The organism is Lachnospira multipara ATCC 19207 (genome assembly GCF_000424105.1).
GTDB lineage: Bacteria > Bacillota > Clostridia > Lachnospirales > Lachnospiraceae > Lachnospira > Lachnospira multipara.
Map to the genome: position 1 here is coordinate 1 of NZ_AUJG01000019.1, position 18,808 is coordinate 18,808.

General features: G+C 41.3%; 19 protein-coding genes. 1 reads left to right on the forward strand and 18 read right to left on the reverse strand.

The annotated features are described in order from the left end of the window. Nucleotides 1-131 precede the first annotated feature (131 nt). Complete coding sequence (locus G600_RS0112005) at nucleotides 132-1,442, forward strand: IS30 family transposase (RefSeq protein ID WP_027432097.1); 1,311 nt, start codon at nucleotides 132-134, stop codon at nucleotides 1,440-1,442. Between the two features lie 323 nt (nucleotides 1,443-1,765). On the opposite strand, the gene G600_RS0112010 is transcribed toward G600_RS0112005, so the two are convergent. The 18 genes from G600_RS0112010 to G600_RS0112095 all read right to left on the reverse strand — a co-directional run bounded on the left by G600_RS0112010 (nucleotide 1,766) and on the right by G600_RS0112095 (nucleotide 18,794). Further along, nucleotides 1,766-2,755 carry a hypothetical protein gene (locus G600_RS0112010; protein WP_027432129.1) on the reverse strand — a complete coding sequence of 330 codons (990 nt, stop codon included), beginning with the start codon at nucleotides 2,753-2,755 and terminating at the stop codon, nucleotides 1,766-1,768. Between the two features lie 309 nt (nucleotides 2,756-3,064). After that, entirely contained in the window at nucleotides 3,065-3,271 is a 207-nt protein-coding gene (locus G600_RS0112015; protein WP_027432130.1) for a hypothetical protein, read from the reverse strand. A gap of 434 nt (nucleotides 3,272-3,705) precedes the next feature. Beyond that, a complete protein-coding gene (locus tag G600_RS0112020) occupies nucleotides 3,706-5,499 on the reverse strand; it encodes an AAA family ATPase (RefSeq protein ID WP_027432131.1) in 1,794 nt (597 codons plus the stop codon). Between the two features lie 2 nt (nucleotides 5,500-5,501). Beyond that, entirely contained in the window at nucleotides 5,502-5,942 is a 441-nt protein-coding gene (locus G600_RS0112025; protein ID WP_034246449.1) for an ABC-three component system middle component 2, read from the reverse strand. After that, complete coding sequence (locus G600_RS15285; RefSeq protein ID WP_051195511.1) at nucleotides 5,932-6,924, reverse strand: ABC-three component system protein; 993 nt, start codon at nucleotides 6,922-6,924, stop codon at nucleotides 5,932-5,934. The genes G600_RS0112025 and G600_RS15285 overlap by 11 nt, the downstream gene beginning before the upstream one ends. A gap of 63 nt (nucleotides 6,925-6,987) precedes the next feature. Further along, a complete protein-coding gene (locus G600_RS0112035) occupies nucleotides 6,988-7,191 on the reverse strand; it encodes a helix-turn-helix domain-containing protein (protein ID WP_027432133.1) in 204 nt (67 codons plus the stop codon). A gap of 119 nt (nucleotides 7,192-7,310) precedes the next feature. Beyond that, nucleotides 7,311-8,036 (reverse strand): CpaB family protein, encoded by a 726-nt coding sequence (locus G600_RS0112040; RefSeq protein ID WP_027432134.1) that lies wholly within the window; start codon nucleotides 8,034-8,036, stop codon nucleotides 7,311-7,313. A 17-nt stretch (nucleotides 8,037-8,053) separates the two neighbouring features. Beyond that, the gene (locus G600_RS0112045; protein ID WP_027432135.1) at nucleotides 8,054-8,614 is read right to left on the reverse strand and encodes a hypothetical protein; all 561 of its coding nucleotides are present in this window, start codon (nucleotides 8,612-8,614) and stop codon (nucleotides 8,054-8,056) included. Nucleotides 8,615-8,626: 12 nt separating this feature from the next. Continuing rightward, nucleotides 8,627-9,046: a hypothetical protein gene (locus G600_RS0112050; protein WP_027432136.1), complete on the reverse strand. Its 420-nt coding sequence runs from the start codon at nucleotides 9,044-9,046 to the stop codon at nucleotides 8,627-8,629. 12 nt (nucleotides 9,047-9,058) lie between these two features. Further along, entirely contained in the window at nucleotides 9,059-9,898 is an 840-nt protein-coding gene (locus tag G600_RS0112055; RefSeq protein ID WP_027421638.1) for a type II secretion system F family protein, read from the reverse strand. A gap of 13 nt (nucleotides 9,899-9,911) precedes the next feature. Further along, nucleotides 9,912-10,865 (reverse strand): hypothetical protein, encoded by a 954-nt coding sequence (locus tag G600_RS0112060; protein WP_027432137.1) that lies wholly within the window; start codon nucleotides 10,863-10,865, stop codon nucleotides 9,912-9,914. Then, complete coding sequence (locus G600_RS0112065; protein WP_027432138.1) at nucleotides 10,846-11,916, reverse strand: hypothetical protein; 1,071 nt, start codon at nucleotides 11,914-11,916, stop codon at nucleotides 10,846-10,848. Before G600_RS0112065 ends, G600_RS0112060 begins: the two co-directional genes overlap by 20 nt. A gap of 1 nt (nucleotide 11,917) precedes the next feature. After that, nucleotides 11,918-13,180 (reverse strand): ATPase, T2SS/T4P/T4SS family, encoded by a 1,263-nt coding sequence (locus G600_RS0112070; RefSeq protein WP_027432139.1) that lies wholly within the window; start codon nucleotides 13,178-13,180, stop codon nucleotides 11,918-11,920. Then, nucleotides 13,173-13,721: a hypothetical protein gene (locus tag G600_RS0112075; RefSeq protein ID WP_027432140.1), complete on the reverse strand. Its 549-nt coding sequence runs from the start codon at nucleotides 13,719-13,721 to the stop codon at nucleotides 13,173-13,175. Before G600_RS0112075 ends, G600_RS0112070 begins: the two co-directional genes overlap by 8 nt. A gap of 13 nt (nucleotides 13,722-13,734) precedes the next feature. Continuing rightward, on the reverse strand, nucleotides 13,735-14,610 hold the full coding sequence (locus G600_RS0112080) for a hypothetical protein (protein WP_027432141.1): 876 nt from the start codon (nucleotides 14,608-14,610) through the stop codon (nucleotides 13,735-13,737). Nucleotides 14,611-14,675: 65 nt separating this feature from the next. After that, entirely contained in the window at nucleotides 14,676-14,912 is a 237-nt protein-coding gene (locus tag G600_RS0112085) for a hypothetical protein (RefSeq protein WP_027421644.1), read from the reverse strand. Nucleotides 14,913-15,007: 95 nt separating this feature from the next. Next, nucleotides 15,008-17,074 carry a VirD4-like conjugal transfer protein, CD1115 family gene (locus tag G600_RS0112090; protein ID WP_162141505.1) on the reverse strand — a complete coding sequence of 689 codons (2,067 nt, stop codon included), beginning with the start codon at nucleotides 17,072-17,074 and terminating at the stop codon, nucleotides 15,008-15,010. 262 nt (nucleotides 17,075-17,336) lie between these two features. Then, the gene (locus tag G600_RS0112095) at nucleotides 17,337-18,794 is read right to left on the reverse strand and encodes a hypothetical protein (RefSeq protein WP_027432143.1); all 1,458 of its coding nucleotides are present in this window, start codon (nucleotides 18,792-18,794) and stop codon (nucleotides 17,337-17,339) included. Nucleotides 18,795-18,808: the final 14 nt, after the last annotated feature.

The following is an 18,808-nucleotide window of genomic DNA, read 5'->3' on the forward strand; positions in this document are numbered from 1 at the left end:
CCAAAATTGAAATTTTAAATTCCACCTCCCGATTAAGTGATGGAATTAACTACTACATAAGTAGAGTTTAATCTTTCACACATCCATGGTATACTCATGACTTCCTTCTGACAGCAGTAGAAGGAGGCTCAATGAGCAAATACATACCTGGTAACCAAAAACATCTAACTCTCGAAGACCGAGAATACATCAAGAAATCTCTTGATAGCGGAATCACATTTAAAGACATCGCAAAGTATCTTTGTAAGGATCCGACTACTATTTCCAAGGAGATTAAACTCCACCGACTGGATGAGTGGTATCGTCGAGGTCCTTTTTACAACAAGAAAAACTTTTGTGAAAAACGCTTTCGCTGTAACAAGCTAAATGCCTGTGACAAAATCATCCTCTGTGGTGTTAAATGTGCCTCGTGTCCTACTTGTAATCAAACGTGTAAAGACTTTGTTCGAGAGCACTGCAACCGATTAGATAAGGCTCCATACGTCTGTAACGGATGCCATAAAATCTCACGTTGTACCATTGCTCATAAATATCACTACGATCCCTACTTTGCTGACCGTAAGTATCGCGAAAAGCTTTCATCTTCGCGAGCTGGGATAAATATGACCAAGCATGAACTGCGCGAAAAGGATAGCATCATCTCGCCACTCATCTTCCAAGGACAATCGCCCTATCAGATAGTGACGAATCATCCTGAATTAGACATGTCGGTTCGAACATTGTATTCATACATCAATGATGGTCTCATTACTGCCAGAAACATTGATTTAAAGCGTAAAGTTAAGTTCAAGCCACGAAAAGTACATAAGACTCAGATAAAGGATCGTTCCGTATTTCAAGGGCGCCTTTATTCGGACTTTCAAGCTTTGGAACTGGATTCCTTCGCCGAGATGGATACTGTTCATTCCTCAAGAGAATCGAAGCGTGTCATCCTTACATTCTTCCTGACTCGTGAAAAACTATTTCTAGCATTTATCATGAATCGCTGCACCAAAGGTGCCGTGAGACTAATCTTTGATAAGTTAGAACGTCAGCTAGATACATATGATTTCCTGACGTTGTTTAGCACTATCCTTACCGATAGAGGTACTGAGTTTGGAGATCCGGACTCTTTAGAGACCGGCATATCTGGAATGGAGCGCACAAGTATTTACTATTGTGACCCAATGCGCAGCGGCCAAAAAGGCGGCATTGAGCAGGCACATACCATGCTACGTATGGTGCTTCCTAAAGGAACAAGTTTTGAATACTTGACCCAGTGGGACTTACGCACAATTGTTGACCACATCAACTCGACGCCACGCGAAAGTCTAAATGGGCGTACCCCATATGAGGTTGCATTAGAAACTTACGGCATAGACATCTTAAAAGCACTTCAGCTTAGGCCGATTGCACCTGATGATGTCAATCTGACGCCTAAGCTGATACGCTTTAACCATTAACTTTACATAAAAATCTGCTGTCAGACTGGAAATAAACAATTCACATTTTTTCAATGTGGCCTGTGGAATTCAGTCTCGCACACGGAATATCCAGAGGCTTGTTTGCCATGTCTTCAATTCGGATATTTTATGGAAAGTTACTGCAATTATACCAGCTAAGCCTAAATATTGCTCTCTGAAATATTAAAAACCAAGGAAATTTTAAAGACCGGTGGAATTTACCATTTCACTGGAATTTACAATTTCAAGTTAGCAATACCAGTAAAATTATTTCTATTAAAAGAGGGATACGGACCTAAGGTCCATACCCCTCTTTGAAACACTTACTTATCTTCCAAAAGACCAAAGAGATATTCTTCTAAGCCACCATCCACGTTGTAACGTCTTTCTGCTACCTGCATTGCCATTGCAGCAATTGCTTTCTCAATCTTAACATTCTTGTTATATGCTGTCTTGACTGGATCCTTTCTTGAACGAATCGATGTATCCTCAGCAAAGAATCTTTTGAAATCAGAATCTTGTACAAAATCCTCCATGTCCATGGAACGGATATCCTCACCCAAGAAACCGTAGTTTTTCAACAACAAATATATCTCTAAACGACTCATCTTTGCAAATACACCATCGAATATCTGCTTTACATCATCGTCCAATGATTTTCCAAAGACAACTTCATCGATATCATATGATTCCTGGCCTCCCGCAGAAGAGCCAAGTGGTCTAAACTTTTCGATTCCCTGTTCAGTTATCATATTATAGGATTCTTTTCCCTTCTCAATCAGGATAAGTTCCGTAATTTGTGCTATCGAAATCTTCTCGCCTAACTTGGTAAAGATTTCTTCAACAGTAATATCATCCTCGGTCCTATCATTCTCACTGGCAAGTGCAGCACGTGCAGAACGAATCTTCAAAAGTACCTTCGCTTCTTCCGGTGTAATCTCAAGTACAGATGCCACCGCTTCTCTTATGCAGTACTGCGTTCTGCTCTTAAAAAATGTCTTAACCTCAAACTGCTTACCTTCATATTTATCATCCATGTATTCCGGATTGTTAAACTTATAAATCAATTTCGGTGCTACATTCATAACTTTAGTCATATATGCTTCCTGTGTCTGATCATCCAGCTTACAGCGTCGGCTTTCACATTCCACCATCTCCTTGATAATATCAAAGATTTCCCAAAAAGCTATATTAGACGCTTCATCTGCTTCATTCAAAAGTCCCTGCTTCTTAAGTAATGCAATATATGCAGCTACTCTTGTCAAATACTCCTTATAAGATTCCTCTGGGTTACGTTTTAATGTTTCTTTCATGGATTCTACCTCCTAAAACTTTTGTCTTGGAAGGCAGAGCCCCGTAGGTTATATAAGGTTATAAATATCAGTCACATCCGCGCTCCCGGCAACGCCGGTATAAACGAATGAGATACAAAAAAAGCTCCTCCTCCCGGTATCTTACCGGGAAGAAGAGCAAAAGATTAAAAGCACACAAAAAGGGGCTGTGTAAACTATTCCAGGTTCTAACCCGGTAATGTCTACACGCCCCTCATGTACGCTCCACCAAGGAAGCCATCACGCCCATACGTGCTTCAATATTCAGTTGTTATGATTGCCGTCTGCTACTTAAATGTAAATCTTTCCAGCGACTGCCTTTTCGAGCAATTCACCTTCAGTAACATTGTGAAGGGACATCGCTCTTGGATGCTTATTGTGGCAACGTCCGCAGGTCATTATGATTCCCTGCAAAACCTTTGTATTCTTATCACCAGTGGTCTCGTATGCCACATGCAAACTCTTTCTACAATATTTACAAAAAAACTCGATCTTCATAATGAGACTCCTCCTTGTATTCGTTATCCGATACTGGAAGAGGAAAAGGGAAATGTCACCTCTCACATGTATACCATTGCCGTTGATCCGGTCGGCAAATGCAGTAACCATTCCGTAAGTGCCAGAGTATAACACGATTACCACACAACTCCTTAACTGATCATTTTTTGATGTATCGAACATCTGTTTGTATGATATCAGTTTCCGGATCAAAAATCAATACTACCTGTGTTTATTTCCTCGTCCATATTTTATTGAAAGGTTCATGTATCTCGCGAAATACTTACCAAGGCGTCCCTTGATGATAATCATATTACTACACATCTTTATATCTGACATCTGAGCATCTTACACATCCATAGCACATTGCAATGTGACAAAAAAAACTGCCCCGCAAAAGCCTGGGCAGTTTCTTCAACTTCCTTATTCTTTTTTTAATCTCGATAATCTTCAATGAGTCCATATCTTCCTTCTGACTCATCCTTTGTAAATCTATGAATTACAGCATCTTTATAATCGATATCCGGAATAGTATTTTCGATAATAATCATCTGTCGCTCATCCGAATGATCAACAAAATATTTAAATAATCCCGCTTTCATTGTTTCGGAAGGTTCTGCTTCATCATTCTTTTCTTTTAAAGATAGCACTGGTGAATCTATACACATAAATCCTATATGGCACAATGCATTCTCCTCGATGATATTTTGTACTGTTACAGCAAGCACGGTATTTAAGTATGCTCTAAAGCCTTCTCCCTGACTTGATTTTAGCGATTGATTAACAATAATATCCAAAGAAGAATTGTCAAATTGCGAAGACTTGTAATTATCATATTTACAGATTTCTAGCATGGATTTTACACCATCATTTATCTTGCCTTCATAAGACTCTAAAAACTTCTTCCTAATATCAATATGTAAATCTTCATCTTCGTTTACTGCTACCCCAAGTTGTCTGGTTAGAATACTTTTAAAGCCCTTGATCATTTCATTTGCTTTACTCCTCGACAACGCCTGTGTATATTCTGCAAGGCACTCCCTTAGATTCTCTATCTGCGGAGTTATCTCTCCTCGAATGATTTCATCATATTGTGCTTTTTCTGCTTTCAAGCGTTCTATTTCAGCAGCATTATTATTGATATCCTCAGCCAATACATCTTGAACTGATGCCAGATCTTCTATCTGGCTTTCAATCTTTTTAACTTCATTTGCAGCAGCTTCCACACAGGATTCTGCCTTGTCCTTTGGCAATGTGCCATTACAAAACGGACATTGAGCTGGCATTTCAATATCATCCTGAGCCATTGAGCCTTCAATCAAAAAAGTCAACCTTCTAATATCAGCAGCATACTGAGTCTGTAAAGAGCTATATCTGTTCTTAAGCACTTTATTCTCTGCCGCAGTATCCTCCAATGCAAGTATCTTATCAGACACCTCTTTTCTTTTTGCTGATGCATTTGAAAGATTGCTCTCCAAAGAAGCTATTTCTCCCAAAATTTCATCTATATGTTTTTGAATCTCAACCGGAGACAATCCCTCCATCTCTCCGCCTGTTTCATCTTGATATTCATCAAGATCCAAAAGGCTGGCATCAACAAAGCTTTGAAGGGCATTATTCTTAATCCCGATTACCCTATCAGTCATTCCCTCTACTTTGGGTGCATGACTTTCCCCCGTTGCAAGATATACCAAAGACGAGATTGTCGGTGCATGCATCTTCGCATTCTGAGAAATAGTAGGGATTAAAATACTCCTATGAATCGGTATTCTACCTTCGTCAATCATAAAGAGGTGATATATAGTTCTTATGGTCATTGTCTGTGTTTCCCCAGAAAGATTCTTTAGAATCTTATCTGGTTTATCAATCTTCATTAGTTTGAACCACAAATCACTAATTTTATTACCATTACTATTACCACCGGTTTTATATACTCCTGATTCAATTCCATCGAACTCACTGCTAACATTAAAGGAATTGACATCCATCTCTCTGGATATAATAATTTTCTTTCCTTCTGTAATTACCGTAAGTGATATATGGCTTATTCCGAGTCTAACGTTTATACGCTCCGAACTTGTGCCCCCCATCATATAATCCAAGCAATTGTATATCATACTCTTACCGGTATTAGACTCTCCGTATATAATATTGAGACCTTTGCCGAATTTAATGATTGAAGTTTTTCCATTTTTTAAATACAGTTTTAATTCTTCTATGTAATACATCGCTACACCTCTTGATAAACAGATTTTCTTTGAATAAGATTCAACAACTCTACATCCGATTTATCAGCATACCTATATTTAATAATATTAACGATATTTCTATACTCTAATGCATAAGGGCTTTCCAGCTTGTGAATGCAATTTTTCCCGGAATCTGTTACTGAATACAAAAAAATCTCACCTGCTTCAGCAAGCACTAACCCTTTTAAAACCAGATCTTTGATAGCTTCAGATACAAGTTGTCTTCTACTGACAAGTTCCGCAAACTTCAATGCATTATTACCATGTAGATTTACATCCTTCACTTCAAACTCCGTAGAATAACAAGCCATAAAATCAAATGCAAGAATTTTATCTTCCGTACATTTATCTCCGAATTCGTCCAACATGATTAAGATTCGTAAGGACATTTCAAACGGAGAGTTAAACAAATTATTCTTCATTTCCGTCTCCATTACACCAATAAAGTTTCTCATCGTTTACCAACATATGACAGGCTCCTTTCTTTTCTCCAGGGCCAACCCACCGCAACATCCGATCTTCCGTATTACTTGAAAGAGGAACCGTTGTAGCATGTTGTATAACTGCCTTCATACGCTCATAGCCGTTATCATAATCCGCATCACAGGTGTCAATTACTCCATCATATACTTCATCTTTAAAATCCGAAAAGTTTGATTCCTCGTCAACTTTTAGTGTATCACGCATCTCGCGACGTATTGTCTCAGCCTGATAATAACTGGTCCTCTGTCTATCAAAGTCTCGTTTCAACGCCGGTTCATCTTCCAAGTCTTCAGGTCGGATATAAGTATTTCCAGTCTTCTCACCATATGCTCTATACAATTCTGACACATATGGCATTTCATGATCTTCCGGTTCATCTGGTACCTGTATCATCTGAGGCTTGGTATATCTCTTCATTAACTCATGATAATATTTTAAATCATCCGCAATCGGGAGCTTATCATATGGTGTGTCTTGAACTCGATTATCACCTGATAAAGCCAGAATAAAAGCTCTTCCAAGAAAATCCCCCTGCTCATTCTGATCTAACAATTCCGATAATTCTATTTTAGTGGCTTCATCTAGACTAGAATCAAATATATATTCCTTAAGTGCCTTATACATTCCCTCTTCAAGCATAGGATCAATATAATCACCAATAACCACATCATTAAAATAATCCATGATTTTATTAATTAATGCGGCGTCATCTATAGCCTCTTTTATATTTTCCGGTATATCTGCCTCATACTTGAACCAAGCACCGGCATTTCTAGTCGTATACTTATTCCCATAATGATTCACCACTCCCGGCCACTCAAAAATGGGATCAAATAAAATCTTAGCTATTTTCGTCATGTTCCGGCTACGTAGACCTTTTTCAAATTCACGTACATAGCCACCGTAATTAAATTCCCTCAAATATAAAACCTCCCCTCCACGACTACTCAGATAATCGAGTGGTTTCCTCTGACAAGAAAGAATCTAGTCTTTCTTCTTCCGCCAATTCTTATACGCTCCGGTAGTAACGCGCTTGTCTACTGGCTTGTCTGCATCTTTCGGTATAGCCCAATCCCGGCCAAATTTCGTGGCACCTTCAATTCTGCCATTTGCACAAAGTACCTGAATCCGTCGAGGCGTGACACCCCAAACTTCCGCCGCTTCTTTGATCGTCATATATCCTTCCATTTGCACCTCTATATTATTTTAAATCCATTAATAGTCCTTACTATACATTTTAGGTAGTATGACGAACAATGTCAATATAAAAGTAGCGTGCCTTACACCCACAAAGCACGCTACACTTTTTATTCAGTTTTCAAATACATCTGTATACCGCCATATACAACCGCAGTATTGATACTTTCCACTTCCTCCGGTGTTACCCATACCGTAAAAGATGTCGCTACACCATCGTCTTCCGTAATCTTCTTACCGGCATTATCATATACTTCGCTGACATATACATTTTCTGCCATAAGGGTAAGCATCTCTGTTGCCGGATCCACGGCATATACATCCACGATATCGCCCTTTCTAAGAGAACCATTTACAGAATCATCAAAGGATTCAGCTGCAAAGGATGTAATCTCATATCCAGCCTTATACTTATCCATTACAAGATCCTTGGTAAGGATGTCAGTCTTTAAGACCATCTGCGCTTTTGTCATGGCACGGTCAATATAAAAACCATCCTTTGGTAAGTCTGATACCGTACTATACGCCGATTCCGGAATTGCCATCCTTTCAACCGCCACGGTCTCAAAATACTTATCCATGTCTTCCGCCTGAACATAGGTATTTGCTGCCACATTCTCCTTCATGACAAGCACCTGTCCCTTAAGGCTTTCTGCCTCCAGCTTGTTCTGCATGGAAAGATATAATCCGCATACCACAATGCCTGCAAAGAGCGCCGGAAGCACTACTACCTTAAGAACGGATATAAGCTTCGCCTTTACGTTGCCGCTCTTTTTCTTTTTTGTTACCGTCTTCTTTTCATCTTTGGCATTTACTGCCGCTTTCTTCTGAAACATATCTAAAAATCTCCTTTCTAACCGTTGATTTCCAAGGTGCAATATATATCCTTGGTTTTTTTAATGTAACTGCCATCAATAATGTTCTTGATATCAAACCTTACTCGCCCATATGCGGACGTCTCTCTTACACGCTCGCCCTTTGGTGAATACACGCTTCCAAGCCTGCCATAACTTACGCTCTTCGCACCGGATGGTCCGGTATAGGTTGTAATCTTCACCTGAGAGCCTTCCACCTCATAACAGATATAAGAATCGAACGAAAAGTTATAGTAAAATCCTGTAGTCTCTGCTACGGCCTCATTCATACTATCCATAAAGATTCTGTGTGATCTGTCTACATTCTGAAACCGAACAACCGGAGTTCCCGTCATTTCCAAGGTTTCAAAATAGTAAATGTCATCCGCTACAAGTGAAGCCAATACCGAATCCGCCAAAGAATCATCCACATGATGCTGATGAGTCATAAGTCTTGCCACCTGCGCCATATAGAGCGTAAGAACAACCATAAGAAGTGCCATCGTAAACATCACCACATAACCCATGGAACCTGTAGCTGCTTTCTTTTTCAAAACCATTCCAGCCACCTCCTACTGTTTCGCCGTAGTCTGACGATTGATGGTGATACGCACCGGATGGTCTGCTACCTTCGATAAACCGCCTGCAAAAGAAAGAACATTCTCGTTGTATGTACCGCTTATCTTAAGATAGATTCTTGTTCCATAATCCACTTCCGATGTGGTGGTTCCGCTAAGGCTGATATTATATAAGCCATAACTTTCAAGTTCCGATATCAGGTTTGCCCTGTCTGCCGGTGTAAGATAGCCTTCCGTTTCCATGATCAGCATGTACTCCCTTGCCGTCTGTCTCATGCCCCACTTATCTGAAATACCGGAAAAGGCTCCGAAGATGATGACTAAAAACGCACAAAGTACAACCATGTTAATCATCATAACCAGCATGTTTTCTACCATGGATGCCTTCTTTTTTCTTTTGATTGCATCAATCAATCCCATCACCTCCTAAAATCCAATCTGCATTTCAAGGAGCTTCATAATGATGCAATACAAAATCATTGCCATTAAATCCATGGCTATGAAAATGACATACATCATGGTTTTATGCTCCAAGATCATGCATCGTCTCTTGTTTACACTTGCCTGCTCTCGTTCGATATTGTTCTCTAAGGTACGTAAAGCTTCATCCACCTGTCCTGTGGACTGTAGCGATTTGATCACCGTACAGAAACTTGAAATCTCACCGTTCGAAAAGCTAAGCTCCAGCTCGTCCAGACACTCATCCAGGCTAAGTCCGGACTCCAAATCATTTCGAAGTCGGAGCAGTGCTGTTTTTAATCGCTTGTTTTCCACTACAATCACGGAATCCTTTAATGCATCAGCGATATACTGACCGCCACGCTTTCCGTATAATACTGATCTGCTCATCTCCATAATGTCTGGCATCATCTCATCGTTTGATGCCTTGTTCTTAAGTCGAAGAATCAGGTCAAGGAAAAACCATCCGATAATGCCTGCTCCAATGGATATAGGCTTTGCCATATCACTTTTTAAAACACCTGCACTAATGAAAAATGCAATCAGCCCGAATAATCCCGCCATAAGAGCTTTGAAAAGATACCACTGGCTTACCGTCAAATGGTCTTTTAAAAGCACCCCGGCTCCCATCTTCTTAAGCTGGATCTGCTTGTCATATACAAAGCGGATAAAACCTTGGGAGTTCTTTATTTTTTCTATCTGCTTCTTTGCTTCCTTCGCCGGAGTTGTGCCTGAGATCAGATATACAATTCCCTGCACGATACCGAAGAGCAAAACAAAAAGCAGCCCTGTTAGTAAATAAACCACTTGCTTTCACCTCCTACCTGTCAGTTCCAAACATCTTTACGCCAACCATCAGGTACAAAAGCCCTGTTACAAGAAGAAGTAGCTGTCCAAATGCATTACCGGTAAGTATCTGCTTTACATCTATGCCAAGTCCGGCACCAATGATCCATACGATGATTACCTGCATTATGGATATAACCACCAGCGTAAGCTTACTGGAAAAGAGGATATTCTTTCTATCTTCCCTTGCTGATAATCCCGCTGCAATCTGCCCCATCATTTGCACCAGCACCTCTTCATAATTGGCCTGATAATGCATACAGTTCTTTAAATTGATGATAATGGTCTGAAGCTGTCTGTTATCCACGGACTCCTTCATGTAATCGAATGCAATATCTACGTTTCCCGTATTCTCCGCATCTGCTACAAACTTCTGAACGATTCCTCTAAGCGGGCCGTTAAGAGCAGGGATAGTGTTGTCCATAATAGTTACAATGTCACTGCTTCCCTTGGCATGATTGGATAGGATTGATATAAATATCGCTGTCCCGTCTTCAATCTCGTTATAGGTCTTTCCTGACAATGCTTTGAAAAACACATATACCGCCACTGCCTGTGCAGCTGTTAAAAAGATTGCTACAAAAACATTTTGAAAAAGGATGGCTCCTTCAAAGAAGCCTGCCATAGCTGCCATCACCATTCCAAGTAACATCACTTCCCCTGTTACCCAAGGGAGATAATTCTTGATACCGCTGGTAAGCACCAATCGGTCAAGCTTATACAGGATGGAATTATTCTCGATGGAGCCAAACCTTGTAACAAACTCTGCTTCGTTTAGAAGCTTCTTATCCGTATTCTCCCTGTAGCGTTTTACAATGTTATCCCAGACATTTCTTTCCTTGAATCGTTTATGCACGATAGCTGAAAAGGTAAATATCAGTAAAAACATTACCGCCCAAGGGAGAATGCTATTCATCTGTAATGTCATAGTCTTCATCTCCTTTATCCGATTTCTCTTCAATCTCCTTCTGTTTCTGCTTTTCCTCAAAATCCGGATCACTCGGATCGTAAATTACAACACCGTCATCGTCATAAAGGATAATCGGGTCATTCCAGTCAATAGAGGCATCATAGGCTTTGCCGTTATACTTCGATACATCGCTATCTGCCACATATCGAAACAGCCCCACTCCATTTACGAAGTAATATCCGCTTTTGAAGTACTCCGGGATCTCGACAACAATGAAATTGGAATGCATGAACTCGTAATCATAATTTACAAACCGCTCCATGCTTCCAAAGCAGTGGATATTGGCCGTAAGATTAAAGTCCTGATAGTAAGTTCCGGTATAAAACTCGCATGTATACTTCTTATCCTTCTTAAGCCCCAAAACCGTTCCACCATCCGACACGCTATCCTCATTTACCTTCACATCACCGACTTTATCCAGATATAACCGCGTGATTGCCGTAAGTTCCGTAAGCTGTGACGCATCAGAATTCATATCGATGAAATACTTGTAATCATCGTCATCCACATCAGCAAATGTCATAAAGTAATGTCCGCCCTTATCAGCTTCCATATTGGAAATGCCGATACTGTATCCGTAATCTGCAAATCTCTCAAATACAATTTCCTGCGGAACTTCTGTACTCGATACGTAGATCAGTCTGTCCTTGGATGTGACTGTAGGAATCCTGTCATCCGTTGCGGAATCTACCCATATGGATCTTGGATATTCAATCGCTTCTCCAAGTTCTTCGTTCTTGAAGTTATAATCCCCGGTGATGCAGGTGAAATACACGTTCTCACCTGCATCCTTCTTTAAATCCTCTTTGATATCACCGCCATCGTGATGCCAGACATAAGCTTTGCCACTCTTAAGATCATCCACGGACGAAAATGCGTCCGGCTGCTTTCCGGCTTCACCGCTTACGGTTGCAAACAAATCTACTCCGAGAAATGTTGCTACCACGGCACCTACTGCTAAAACCACGACAGCTATGACAACGATTAAAAGCACTTTTCTGTTGCCCATATCACACACCTTCCTTCACGACCGGATATACCTTCTCATAAATAAGGGTCTCCCTTTCCTTATCCCATCCGGCGATCCTTACAATCTCATCCACATGAAAATCCTTTAAATGAACCACATACTCAAAGCCCTGCAACTGCTTTAATGAATCTCTTGTTGAATAACCTGTTGCCTGGCTGATATAGTCTGCCATCTTATCTACTGCCATTTCACAGCTTTCGCCATGCACGGAAGTCCAGCACTTATGTCCTGTCATGGATGCCTTAGATAATCCGGCAGCCTCCTGACCTTCCTTAACCTCACCTACAATCACACGGTCAAGATCTACAAGAAGTGCTGCTCTCGTAAGATCACCAAGCTCATATGAAATCTTGGAATCCCCAGAGTTGGTAAGCACATGTGCCGCAAATAAATCCGGATGGTTCTTATCAAAAAGCTCTGCGTTTTCCTGACAGATCATGACTGACTCATCATGCGGAATCTCCGCAATCATTGCGTTCATAAGTGTGGTCTTTCCGCTGGCTCCCTTCCCTGTAAAAAGGATTCCCTTCGATGCAATCATCTTAAACATCAGCTCGTTTAACACTGCATTCTCTTCAGAAAAGAACTTGGGAACAAAGTTAATCTTTAACTTCTTCTTGCCATTTCCCGAAGCCTTATGGTTAAACATACCTGCATCCTCAAGGCTTCTTAAGGTAAACTTTGTCTTAGGCACCTTTCTGATTGCCACCAGCGGGAGTCCGCTGTCCGTAAGAAGTCCGGAAATGATGGTGATACGAAGGATAAAATCTTCCTGTGTTGCATCCGTAAAGGTTTGGATGGCATTCGCTGTACCAAGATTTACTTTGTTGCGTTCACAAATCTTATTTACGAATCGCTTGTAATAATTCACATCCGAAAATGTAACATCACTCCCATAGCGTTTTCCGGTTCTCTTAATGCGTACATTCTCAGGGCTATACAACTTGATATCTGAAATGTCTCTCTCATGAATCAGATCATCAATAAGTCCATATCCCCAAAGATCTTTTCTGATAAGTTCCAACACAATCTGCTTATCCTCTTCAGAAAGCCCCTGTCCGTTCTCGTCTTCATATTGTCCGAGTTCAGACTTCATATTTTCCAATATCTTTTCCCTTGATACTTCCAACGCGTCAAGGTTACGCTTCTCTAAATTTGCCAGAAGCCCGGCGCCCTGCTTTTTATGAAATTCCTCACAAAGAGAGGTTGCCAGCTTCTCATAAGCTATATCATCTCTATTCATCTACTACCTCCGTTATCTCCTCCGCTCTATGGTGGAGATTTTTCTTATCCTTAATGTGTCCGGCGACAAATACTGCGCCAATTAAAACGCTTAGTATCACCACAAAGGCAATCACCTTGATAAGCAACTTCCTTTGTGCCTTTGGATCTGCCTGCTGTTTTTTACGAAGAAGCATCTCTTCTTCTATCTCCAACTTCTTTGCCGCCTCCCTGATCTTCTTTGCATCTTCCGTCGAACGATAATACAGCGGTGTGCTTGGCTTAAAGAAGAAATAATACAGGTATTTCCCGTAAGTCATATCTTCCGTATAGTTACAACCAACCGCCACGCCTACCATAAGAAGTGCCATAAAAATCAGAATGCATACGATTCTTGGTGTGCTAAAAAACAGTGGCAATAATACGTTTAAAAGTACTCCTGCAATCACGCTTCCAAAGAAAACTATCTTTTGCAGGATGGTCTGGTTCTTCAATGCATCTATGCCAAAGAGAGCATCTGCATCGATTTCTTCCAGATTCACGTTTCTGTTCATCTGTGCCATTTCATTTCCCTCCTTAGAACATTCTCGCTATGATGGAATCACTACCCTTTACAAGTCCGCTGATTACAATCGGTGTGATGGACATCTGCACGGTTATCAGAATGCATTTATAAATGTCCGATGCTCCGGTCAAATCAAAGTTCACAAGATTCGTACAAAGACTGACTCCGCACTTTACCGCCACAACCATCATGGCTCCCGAGATGCAAAATCCGAAGAATGTCTTGATGTACGATACAAGCGATCTCGAAATATCATGTCCGCCTGCGCCAAGTGCAATCGCAATTCCTGCAAACGGTAACACCATCAGAGGCTTTAAGATTCTTTGGAATGCTGAACTTATAATGGATAAGCAGCTTGCCACCATAATGAATAGAAGCACCACACCGCCTATCAGGAATAAAAGTGAGCATCCAACACAACTCCAAAACTTTGATAACCATTCACCCGATAATTCAAAATCCGGAAGCTTTAAGCAGGAATCAATGATGCTTTCCATATCTCCCGATACGGATAAGGTGTATGTTCCTGTCGCTGCAATCTTTCCTGTAATACCATCCGCAAACGTCATGATGTATCCCATGATCGACCACATGTTGGCTGCGATATAAAGAATGATGCAGTACCTTAATGCGTCCTGAAGAAATCTGTACGCTTGCTGCCCCGGAGGCGCTGAAACCACGGCTTTATAGATGGCTATGATAAAGAAAACCGTTGCTATTGGAACTGTCGCATCACTTATCGCGTTATAAAACGTATGCACCACCGAATATGGGGTTCCTCCACCTGCCGTCTTCGGACTTGTTGTAAAGAGTGTCATTGCTATTCCGATAAGAGCATTCCATACGGAGAAGGCACAGTTGTATAAAGCTTTTACGATATCTGCCATATAAAACTCCTTTCCATGAAAATAGACCTGACCCAATGCGTTTACACTGAGTCAGGTCCCTACCCTTAAGTCAGCGCAGTAACAAGTGCACTAAGCCCTACAAGAACGCCTCCGGCTACTACGGAATACACCGCCTGGTGCTCGCCCTGCTGATCCATCTGGCGGAACGCCATTGCGAACTTAATACCGCCGTATACCAGCATGACCGCTCCGATTGCACTACCCAAAGTCAAAAGCACTGACTTTAAGCTTGTAATCGCATGGGTGTAGCTTGCTGCTGCTAAAACCATATTTGTTCCCATAATTGCTTTTCTCCTTTCCGAAGTATTAAAGGAAGCCGTCTATCAGTTCCTTCACAATACATTTGGGTTGGAAAAACGCTCATTACTAAATAGGATCAAAAAACTTTTGAAAAATTATCAATTTGTTTTGTGGTTGTCTCTCTTGGAAACATACTCATAATCTTTTCTGCGCCAAAATCTGCCATAATAAGCTTGTATAAATGCTTAATCTGGCTTCGCGTGTATCCTGACGCCGATAGCTGTTGCACGGTAATACAACGACTCTGGAATCTTTTCTGCCCTTCTTCGTCATATCCGCCTTCATCTCTGTATTTCTCAAAATCAAGTTCCTCTAAATTACAATATTCCTCCAGATAATGCTCATGGTTTTCATGGAGTTTCTTTTGCATCTCTTCCGTCATCTTTAGCGTTGTAACAGGCTCTCTCATCTCACCTGCTATCACCATGTTGGATAAGTCCTGCATGGTAAGGGTAAGGATAGCTGTACCTTTCTTCCTTAACTGTTCCGCTTCCTTCTTGGCATCTTTACCGGATAAAAATAGCGGAATACCAGCCTCACTACTCATACGCTTTAACTGCCTCTTTTTCGGATCATAAGGTCTTGTCTTTCTGCAAAGAAGCTTTACAAAATCAGTCTTCTCCATCTGTACCTTCGGTTCAAACAAAGGATCTGTACCCTTAATCACGATGGCACACTCTCCATCCTTCTTCATGGCAAAGATATCTTCTGCGCTAAGCAGGCTCTTTTCCATAACATCTTCAGAACGGCTACTCTGTCCCTTATAGTCCTTGGCATCAGAATCACTGGCTTTATGGATTGTCTGCGTACCGAAGTGCTTGCTAAGGTATTCGCAAGAATCCATGTCAGGTGCACCCAAAATATCAATGATGGAGCAGTTACCAATAAGGTCCTTGTCCATGTCGAACTTCGGGAATTTTCGCTTCAGCTGTATCAAGTTCTGTACGATGATCACCGCAGACATATTACGGCTTCGCATGGTAGAAAGCTTTTCCACGAAGGAATCCGGCAAAGTGACATTTGCAAATTCGTCCATCAAAAAGGTAAGGTGCTGTGGCAATGCCTCATGCAAACTCGGATCAATAGCAGTAAGATGATAAAGCTCATCAAAGAACAACGAATATACCATGGACGGAATCCAGTCATAATATCTCTTATCCTCGGATGTAACGATAAAAAGGATTCTCTTTCCGGTACTACTCTCCTCAGATGGCTTGCTATAACCAAAGCTCTTTGCAATTTGAATCTCATCCTCAGATAAAAGATCTACAACGCACTGAAGTTTCATATATCTGCAATGTGCATCAAGTGAAGCTACGATAGAACTGGTTGTCTCCGCCGCGCCGTTATAATACTTCTCTACTGCTACATACCCAGGAAAATCCGTATCATGTGTCTTCTTCCACTGAATCTGTGCCTTTCTCTCGATAGACATAATGCCACCTTCTCTGTTATCAATCGATCCATCTGCCTTTGTATAAACCGTTGTTGCATCCAACAACTTTACAAAAGTACGCCAGTTTCTTAGTTCCTCTGGATAGTAATAATGGATAAGATATATGAGCGATGTTAAAAGCACTTCCGCTGACTGCTCAAAGAACTGATCATTACTACCACCAGCCTCATCCTGCGGAGTTGTTGCTTTCATAAGAATACCGGCAATGCTCATGATATCGGACTCATTTCGGATATACCGAAATGGGTTAAAGTGTATACTCATTGGCATCCCATCTTCTGATTCCACATTCATAACCATGACTTCATATCCGTTATCTTCAAAATACTGGCCGGTCTGCTTATATAACTCACCCTTCGGATCCGTGACTAGGAAATTGCCACATAACTGGCTTAACATAGGTCTTGCAAGTCGAAATGATTTTCCTGATCCCGGAGGCCCTACTACGAGAATATTTAAGTTCGAAGTCTTTACGTTATCTATGGACAGATATACATTCTCAGCCAACCAATAATTCTTTGTGTTTACTGTAAGCGAACCGCTAATGTGGTCTTTTCCCGGATTAACCTCAACAACATTGCTTTCATCATGATTGGCAAACATTCTGGTAAACTCCTTGGCACTGCCCCACTTGGCTATACCGTATTCCTGTCCTGCGAAAGGATGCTCAAACTTCGTAAATATCATGATGAACACCAGCGAAAACATTACCCAAAAGCTCCCTATAAAAGGGAGGGTCGCCGAAGTGACCCCCACAATAAAATGATGCTTTATGAGAACAAAATCCGTGAAGTTATTCATAAACTCCCCGAAGTCATTGCCGGGCATCCATGAAGCTCCACATAAAAGCCCCAGATATATACAAAGAAATGAGCCGATACCATATATCACAAGCGTTTCCTTCACATTACGGGTACGCTTCTTTATAGATGTTCCTGCTTCTCTCATATTATCTGCCCTTTCTGCCAGCGGCTTTTGCAACTGCATCAACTACAGATTCAGAATTTCTTTCGATGATGTCAGCACCGTAAAGCTCCTTCTTCTTGCCATCCGGCTGTACTATCGCATAGGTGTTGTCACCCTTGATAAAGATTTCTGCATACTTTTCATCCATAGAATCCACCATAACACCACGAAGCAACCCATCCTCCGTCTGAAGGCAAAGAACATCATTCTCGTCATACATAAGTTTCTCCGAGTCTACCTTGATGATGGTAAACTGGGAATCCTCATATGCCTTTTTAACTTCTTCGTTCTCGTTATGCTTTTCCACGAATTCCTTTGCTTCATCAGAGCTGTAGGTTTTATCTTTTTCTTCGCCCGAAACCTCATCACGGGCATTTTTAAAATTTTCCTCGATAAACTCCTGATACTTCACGAAGCGATCTTTTGACTGAACCACTGCTGTCGGCTGTTCGTTTTCAAGACCTGCTTCCTTAAGAAGGTGCGGTAACTGCTTCTCCCACTCCGTCTGTGAAAGTCCGAAATCAGAGTATACCTTCTCATTGGATGTTCCCGGGATTCTGACATAGTATTCAGAGTAGATATGCCCCTGCTCATCCTCCACAAACTTTCTTCTAATGTAATGGATCTTGTCATCCTTGGTACGCTGGCTGTAGTAAATCTCCTTGCCTTCCGGAACAAGCTCCGCATCTCGAACAGGCCACATGCAGTCATACGGCTCATATTCTTTTACGATGCCACAGGCATTTTCCTGTTTTAATGCCATATCAGGGTTATACTCTGCAAGGGTTCCTTCTCCCTGCTTTAAGTACTCCGCAAAATCAAGCACATTATCACGGTCTGCCTTTGCCTTAGATTCGTTAAGAAGCTTCTCATTCTGTGCCTTTGCATCTTCAAGCATCTTAAGCTCTGCCTCAGCTTCCGCCTTTTCCTCATCTGTAGTGGCATTTAAAATCTTCTCCTTTACCGCTACAATCTTTGCATCGTACTCTGCATCCTTTTCTTCTTCTGTCTTGATACGTCTTCCCATGACAGCCTTGATCTGCTCCTGATGAATACCCATATCCTGCGCAGGTACCGCAACAGGGATATAGTCATCATTCGGGTTTAGATCCGGCATGATACAGTAGCGAAGGTTGTATTTCTCGCAGTAGATATCAAAATCCGATTTACCGTAAAGAATATTTCCCTTCTCATCCTTGCCAATAGGTGGTGCATCAAACATCTCCTTTGGGAACTCCAAAATAGCCGGTGTTCCTTCGCTCACTTCCTGCAGTTTCTCCCAAGTACAATTACCGGGTTTTTTCAAATACTTCTCGTTGTGCCATTCCTGCAAAGCCTTTACCATACGAGCCATTGCAGCAATCATAGCTTTCGTTCCCTTAAAGAGGTAATACACACCTTTGTATTCCATCTCAACAACCTGTGAAATTTCATCTGCCATATCTAAAATCTCCT

Excerpts from the sequence above, each read along its gene's own strand:
- G600_RS0112005 (WP_027432097.1), top strand. The coding sequence starts at position 132 with ATGAGCAAATACATACCTGGTAACCAAAAACATCTAACTCTCGAAGAC.
- G600_RS0112010 (WP_027432129.1), bottom strand. The coding sequence starts at position 2,755 with ATGAAAGAAACATTAAAACGTAACCCAGAGGAATCTTATAAGGAGTAT.
- G600_RS0112015 (WP_027432130.1), bottom strand. The coding sequence starts at position 3,271 with ATGAAGATCGAGTTTTTTTGTAAATATTGTAGAAAGAGTTTGCATGTG.
- G600_RS0112020 (WP_027432131.1), bottom strand. The coding sequence starts at position 5,499 with ATGTATTACATAGAAGAATTAAAACTGTATTTAAAAAATGGAAAAACT.
- G600_RS0112025 (WP_034246449.1), bottom strand. The coding sequence starts at position 5,942 with ATGAAGAATAATTTGTTTAACTCTCCGTTTGAAATGTCCTTACGAATC.
- G600_RS0112035 (WP_027432133.1), bottom strand. The coding sequence starts at position 7,191 with ATGGAAGGATATATGACGATCAAAGAAGCGGCGGAAGTTTGGGGTGTC.
- G600_RS0112040 (WP_027432134.1), bottom strand. The coding sequence starts at position 8,036 with ATGTTTCAGAAGAAAGCGGCAGTAAATGCCAAAGATGAAAAGAAGACG.
- G600_RS0112045 (WP_027432135.1), bottom strand. The coding sequence starts at position 8,614 with ATGGTTTTGAAAAAGAAAGCAGCTACAGGTTCCATGGGTTATGTGGTG.
- G600_RS0112060 (WP_027432137.1), bottom strand. The coding sequence starts at position 10,865 with ATGACATTACAGATGAATAGCATTCTCCCTTGGGCGGTAATGTTTTTA.
- G600_RS0112065 (WP_027432138.1), bottom strand. The coding sequence starts at position 11,916 with ATGGGCAACAGAAAAGTGCTTTTAATCGTTGTCATAGCTGTCGTGGTT.
- G600_RS0112070 (WP_027432139.1), bottom strand. The coding sequence starts at position 13,180 with ATGAATAGAGATGATATAGCTTATGAGAAGCTGGCAACCTCTCTTTGT.
- G600_RS0112075 (WP_027432140.1), bottom strand. The coding sequence starts at position 13,721 with ATGGCACAGATGAACAGAAACGTGAATCTGGAAGAAATCGATGCAGAT.
- G600_RS0112080 (WP_027432141.1), bottom strand. The coding sequence starts at position 14,610 with ATGGCAGATATCGTAAAAGCTTTATACAACTGTGCCTTCTCCGTATGG.
- G600_RS0112085 (WP_027421644.1), bottom strand. The coding sequence starts at position 14,912 with ATGGGAACAAATATGGTTTTAGCAGCAGCAAGCTACACCCATGCGATT.
- G600_RS0112090 (WP_162141505.1), bottom strand. The coding sequence starts at position 17,074 with ATGATATTTACGAAGTTTGAGCATCCTTTCGCAGGACAGGAATACGGT.
- G600_RS0112095 (WP_027432143.1), bottom strand. The coding sequence starts at position 18,794 with ATGGCAGATGAAATTTCACAGGTTGTTGAGATGGAATACAAAGGTGTG.